Raw genomic sequence first — 5875 nt, 5'->3', positions numbered from 1 at the left:
AAAGGTTCTTAAGCCCCCGGAGGGCCGCCGGAGGCATTCTTCGGACAAAAAAGCGGGAACGGCATCAACCGTTCCCGCTTTTGCTTGTATGCTCCGGAAAATCTACAGCAGTCGCCGTGCGATTTCCTGTGCGGCTTTTCGTCCTGCGCCCATGGCGGAGATGACGGTGGCCGCGCCGGTGACGATGTCTCCTCCGGCGAAGACGTTTTTCATGGAGGTTTCGCCGGTTTCGGGGTCGGCTTCGATGTAGCCCCATCTGTTGAGTTCGAGGTCCGGGGTGGCTTCGAGCAGGATGGGGTTGGGGCGGGTGCCGACTGCGATGATGGCCATGTCGCAGGGCAGTTCTTCGGTTTCGCCTTCGATGCAGACCGGGCTGCGGCGGCCGGATTCGTCCGGTTCGCCGAGGCACATTTTCTGGACGGTCATGCTGGCGAGCTTGCCTTCGTCGCCTGCGTTGAAGGAGAGCGGGCCGCAGAGGGCCTTGATTTCGACGCCTTCCTCGATGGCGTGGTGCAGCTCTTCGAGGCGTGCGGGCATTTCGTCCTGTGTGCGTCGGTAGACGATGGAGACGTTTTTGGAGCCCATGCGCAGGGCGGTCCGTGCCGCGTCCATGGCCACGTTGCCGCCGCCGATGACGACCACGTTGTCGGCGCGGAAGGTCGGGGTGTCGTGGTTGGGGAAGTCGTAGGCCCGGCCGAGGTTCACGCGGGTGAGGTACTCGTTGGCGGAGAAGACGCCGACGAGGTTGTCGCCGGGGATGTTCAGGAAGCGGGGCAGTCCTGCGCCCACGCCGATGAAGATGGCGTCGTACCCTTCGTTCTGGAGGTCCTGAATGGTGATGGTCTTGCCGCCGACCCAGTTGGTGACGATGTCCACGCCGAGGCCTTTGAGGCCGTCGAGTTCGCGGGCGACGATACCTTTGGGCAGGCGGAACTCGGGGATACCGTAGATGAGGACACCGCCGGGTTCGTGCAGGGCTTCGAATACTGTTACTTTGATGCCTTTGGCCGCGAGGTAGCCTGCCACGGTCAGGGAGGCGGGGCCGCCGCCGATGCAGGCGACTTTGAGGTCGTCGCGTTCCAGCGCGCAGGCGTGGGTGCCGGTGATTTCCTCGCAGGCGTCGGAGGCCATGAAGGTGTCGGCCACGTAGCGTTCCAGACGGCCGATGGCCACGGGCTCGTTCTTCTTGCCGAGCACGCACATGCCTTCGCACTGGCTTTCCTGGGGACAGACGCGGCCGCAGACAGCGGGCAGGGAGTTGGTTTCCTTGATGACCTCGTAGGCGGCGGGCATGTCGCCTTCGGCCACTTTGAGGATGAACTCCTTGATGTCGATTTCCACGGGACAGCCCTTCTGGCAGAGGGGCTTTTTACATTGGAGGCAGCGTTCGGCCTCGGCAATGGCGTCGTCGCGGGAGAAGCCGAGGGCCACTTCCGAGAAGTTTTTGACCCGCTCGGCCGCAGGCTGTTCGGGCATGGGGATGCGGGGGCCGATGTCGCTCGGCTTTCGGGGTTTACTTGCCATGACAGCTGCACTCCTTCTTGAATTTGCCCATGGACTCGTCTTCCTGCTCCTTGAACTGCCAGAGGCGGGCCTTGAGTTCGGAGAAGTCCACTTCCTGGCCGTCGAATTCCGGGCCGTCGACGCAGGCGAATTTGGTCTCGCCGCCAACGGAGCAGCGACAGGCGCCGCACATGCCGATGCCGTCCACCATGATGGAGTTCAGGCTGACGGTGGTTTTGACGCCGAAGGGCTTGGTGGTCTTGGCCACTGCTTCCATCATGGGCACGGGGCCGACAGCCACGACCTCGGTGACGTTGCGGTCGCTTTCTAGGCGATCTTTGAGCACTTCGGTGACGAAGCCCTTGTGGCCTACGGAGCCGTCGTCCGTGGCGATGAGCACTTCGGGGCAGAAGCCGTCCAGCTCGCAGCGGAAGAGCAGCAGGTCCTCGGTGCGTGCGCCGATGATGGCCACGACGTGGTTGCCTGCTTCCCAGTGTCCCTTGGCGATGTGGTGCATGGCGGCGATGCCGGTGCCGCCGCCCACGCAGACCACGGTGCCCTGTTTATCGATGTGGGTGGCCTTGCCGAGCGGGCCGCAGACGTCGAGAATTTCGTCGCCCTCCTGCAGGGTGTTGAGCTGCGCGGTGGATTTGCCCACGACGAGAAAGACGATGGTGATGGTGCCTTCCTTGGGGTCCTTGTCCGCGATGGTCAGGGGGACGCGCTCGCCTTTTTCGTCGTTTCTCAGGATGACGAAGTTGCCCGGCTTGGCCTTTTTGGCAATTTGAGGGGCGTCAATAACGAGAAGCGACGTCTGTCCCGGGATGAGTTCTTGTTTTCGAAGAATCTTGAATCCCATGAATAACCCGCCTTGATGATAGAGTTTTCTTCAATAAAGCCCACAGCATGGGTGAATTAGAGGTATGCAAGGTACAACCTCACCCCTGTCTTGTCAAAAGGATGTGTTTGCGATACATTTGGCACTCAGACCACCGCTTTCGCCACGGACCGGCGGGGGCGGGCCACGGGTCCCTCTGGAATGAGCGCGGCAGTGTGCCGCAGGGATTGCCGGGCCGGACATCAAAGCCGCTTGTCGGCTCCTTGATTATGGCGTGAGGGACTTGTGCGCATCGATTCCGATCCACATACCTTGTACAGAGACCTTGAGGGTATCCGGGGCGAACGGCCCCGAGCCGAGGCCGTGGTGCGCACGACGCGCGCCGGGTTCAGTCTCGGCGGCTTCGGGGTGGAGTACGAGTCCGAAGAAGTGCATGTGGACGAGAGCCTCTCGCCCGGTGCCCGCGCCGCCAGAAGGCTCACTCGCGAGTTCGAGACCGAGAGCAGCGTCCGCACCCTGCGTTCCGAGGTGGCCGAAGAGGCCGTGAACTCCCGCGTCAACTGGGCCGCCTCCCTGCCGAACCGCCCCTCCCATACCGCCCGCCATGGGCTGGACGCCTACTCTCGGGCCATGCAGCCCGAATCGCCGCTTCCGGGCGGAAATCTTGCCGCCATCGCCTGACTTTTTCCTCATGTTCTGATAGAGTTTACCACTTGCAAAACTGAACGAGTGGTGTTGAAATGGATTTTCAATTTCACACTGAGGGATTTCGATATGAGTGAGCAATCTGGCGCGAAACGAAAAGCGAAGATAAGCGGCATGCATTGTGCCGCCTGTTCCAGCCGCATTGAGCGGGTGGTGGGCAAGATGGACGGCGTCGAGGACGTCAACGTCAACCTTGCTGCGGAAACCATGAACCTGACGTTTGATTCGGACGCCCTTGATCTGGCCGAGGTCGGCAGCACCATCGAGGGGCTGGGTTTCGGCGCGGAGTTCATGGATGATGAACCGGACGAGGGCGGGCCGGAAGAACTGCGCCTGTCCATTGGTGGCATGCACTGCGCTGCCTGCTCCAGCCGCATCGAACGTGTCGTGGGCGGCATGGACGGTGTGGAGTCTGCCGAAGTGAGCCTTGCGTCCGAGGAGGGCGTGTTTCGCTTTGATCCCGACACGACCTCGCGCCGGGCCATCCGGCAGGCCATCGCCGATGCGGGCTTTACTTCCGAGATTCAGGACCCGGCGGTCAATCTTTTCGAGGAGCGGCGCAGGGAGGCCGAGCATGCGCTGGCTGTGCGCCGACGCGAACTCATCCCGGCGTTCCTCTTTGCATTCCCGTTGCTCATTCTCTCCATGGGGCACATGTGGGGGATGCCGCTTCCGGTCTGGCTGGACCCGGCCTACTCGCCCCTTGCCTTTGCGCTGGCCCAGCTTGTGCTGACACTGCCGGTCATCTGGTCCGGGCGGCATTTTTATACCCAGGGCATCCCGGCGCTGCTTCGCGGTGGGCCGAACATGGACTCGCTGGTGGCCATGGGCACCGGCGCGGCGTTCATCTATTCCGTATGGAATACCATCGAGATTTCGCTTGGCGTGGACGCCATGGCCCGGGCCATGGACCTCTATTACGAGTCCGCTGCCGTGCTCATCGCCATGATTTCGCTGGGCAAGTATTTCGAGGCGTCCAGCAGGCTCAAGACCTCCGATGCCATCCGGGCGCTCATGAAGCTCACCCCGGACACCGCCGTGCTGGTGGAGGGCGACACGACCCGCGAAATATCGGTGACCGAGGTGGAGCCGGGAGATACGCTGCTGGTCAAGCCGGGCGGCCGCATTCCTGTTGACGGTACCGTCATGTCGGGCCGCTCCAGCGTGGACGAGTCCATGCTCACGGGCGAGCCGATTCCCGTGGACAAGAAGGAGGGTGACTCGGTCGCGGGCGGAACGCTCAACACCCATGGCTCCCTGACCATGAAGGCCGAGCGCGTGGGCGGCGACACCATGCTGGCCCGCATCATCCGGTTGGTGCAGGAGGCGCAGGGGTCCAAGGCTCCCATTGCCAACCTCGCCGACACCATCAGCTATTATTTCGTGCCTGCGGTCATGGTCGTGGCCGTGATCGCGGGAGTTGCGTGGTTCCTTTCCGGGGCCGGGTTCCCGTTCAGCCTGCGCATCTTCGTGGCGGTGATGGTCATCGCCTGCCCCTGCGCCATGGGGCTTGCCACGCCCGTCTCCATCATGGTCGGCACCGGGCGAGGAGCACAGCTCGGCGTGCTCATTAAGAGCGGCGGCGCGTTGCAGCAGGCTGGCGAGATCGACGCAGTAGTCTTTGACAAGACTGGGACCCTGACCCACGGCAGGCCGGAACTGGCGGAGTTGGCAACCTTCGGCCTTGACGAGGACGAGGTGTTGACCCTTGCGCCTCGGCAGAGCGCGACTCCGAGCATCCGCTGGCGCTGGCAATAGCCCGTGAAGCACAGGAGCGCGAACTGGCCCTCAAGCAGCCCGGCGAGTTCTCTTCCGTGGCGGGCCGGGGCATCCTGACCACCGTGGACGGCCGGGCCGTTCGCATCGGCAACCGGGAGTTCATGGCGGAGAACGGTGTGGAGAATATCAAGGAAGCGGAGAAGCGCGCCGCCGGAATGTCCGAGCAGGGCATGACCGCGCTCTACATGGCCGTGGACGGTGCCATGGCCGCCGTGCTGGGCATCGCCGACCGCATGCGTGACGAGACGCCGGGCGTGGTGTCCGAGCTGACCGATCGTGGCCTTGCCGTCATCATGCTCACCGGCGACAACGAAGTCACCGCGAGGGCGGTGGCCTCCAGTGCCGGTATTTCCGGGGTCATCGCGCAGGTGATGCCGGACCGCAAGGCCGAGGAGATCGAGAAGTTGCAGCAGAAGGGCCTCAAGGTGGCCATGGTGGGCGACGGCATCAACGACGCGCCTGCGCTGGCACGGGCCGACATCGGCATGGCCATGGGCTCGGGAATTGACGTGGCCGTGGAGTCCGGGGACGTGGTGCTGATGAAGAGCGACCTGCGGGCCATGCTCACGGCCTTCGACCTCAGCCTCGCCACCATGCGCAACATCAAGCAGAACCTTTTCTGGGCGTTCGCCTTCAACACCATCGGCATTCCCATTGCCGCCGGTGTGCTGCACATCTTCGGCGGGCCGACGCTCAACCCCATGATCGCGGGAACGGCCATGGCGCTGAGTTCCGTGACCGTGGTGTCAAACGCTCTCCGGCTGCGCTTCTTCAGCGGCCGGTAAACGACAAACACCGGAGGACACATATGGCACAGGTAAAAGTAGGCGGTATGAGCTGCGGGCACTGCGTGGCGTCCGTCACCAAGGCGCTGGAAGCGCTGGACGGCGTGAAAAACGTCAACGTTACGCTGGAGACCGGCATCGCCGAGTACGACGAGGAAAAGCCTGTTGATCCGGGCGCGGTCAAGGATGCCGTGACCAAGATCGGCTTTGAAGTGAAAGAGTAGCCGCGTCGCGCCGGGCCGACAGAGTCGGCCCGGCACCGGAG

The 5875-nt window shown here is 63.3% G+C and carries 4 protein-coding genes and 1 pseudogene; 3 read left to right on the top strand and 2 right to left on the bottom strand.

Going from position 1 to position 5875, the window contains the following annotated elements; all coding sequences use genetic code 11:
• Positions 1 to 102: 102 nt before the first annotated feature.
• Positions 103 to 1524: an NADPH-dependent glutamate synthase gene (gene gltA, locus JCM12178_RS16670; protein ID WP_054653063.1), complete on the bottom strand. Its 1422-nt coding sequence runs from the start codon at positions 1522 to 1524 to the stop codon at positions 103 to 105.
• Positions 1514 to 2362, bottom strand: coding sequence for a sulfide/dihydroorotate dehydrogenase-like FAD/NAD-binding protein (locus JCM12178_RS16665; protein WP_054653061.1), 849 nt, complete (start codon positions 2360 to 2362; stop codon positions 1514 to 1516). Before JCM12178_RS16665 ends, gltA begins: the two co-directional genes overlap by 11 nt.
• A 264-nt stretch (positions 2363 to 2626) precedes the next feature.
• Here JCM12178_RS16665 and JCM12178_RS16660 point away from each other — a divergent pair, with 264 nt between their 5' ends.
• From JCM12178_RS16660 to JCM12178_RS16650, 3 genes and pseudogenes are all read left to right on the top strand, one after another.
• Positions 2627 to 3022, top strand: a complete 396-nt coding sequence (locus tag JCM12178_RS16660) for a hypothetical protein (protein WP_054653059.1) — start codon at positions 2627 to 2629, stop codon at positions 3020 to 3022.
• A gap of 93 nt (positions 3023 to 3115) precedes the next feature.
• Positions 3116 to 5610 (top strand): annotated as a pseudogene (locus JCM12178_RS16655) (heavy metal translocating P-type ATPase).
• A gap of 23 nt (positions 5611 to 5633) precedes the next feature.
• Entirely contained in the window at positions 5634 to 5834 is a 201-nt protein-coding gene (locus JCM12178_RS16650) for a heavy-metal-associated domain-containing protein (protein ID WP_054653057.1), read from the top strand.
• The last annotated feature ends 41 nt before the right edge of the window (positions 5835 to 5875 follow it).

Origin of the sequence: Salidesulfovibrio brasiliensis JCM 12178, from assembly GCF_001311825.1 — a bacterium.
Lineage (GTDB): Bacteria > Desulfobacterota > Desulfovibrionia > Desulfovibrionales > Desulfovibrionaceae > Pseudodesulfovibrio > Pseudodesulfovibrio brasiliensis.
This window is presented reverse-complemented; position numbering and strand designations above follow the sequence as displayed.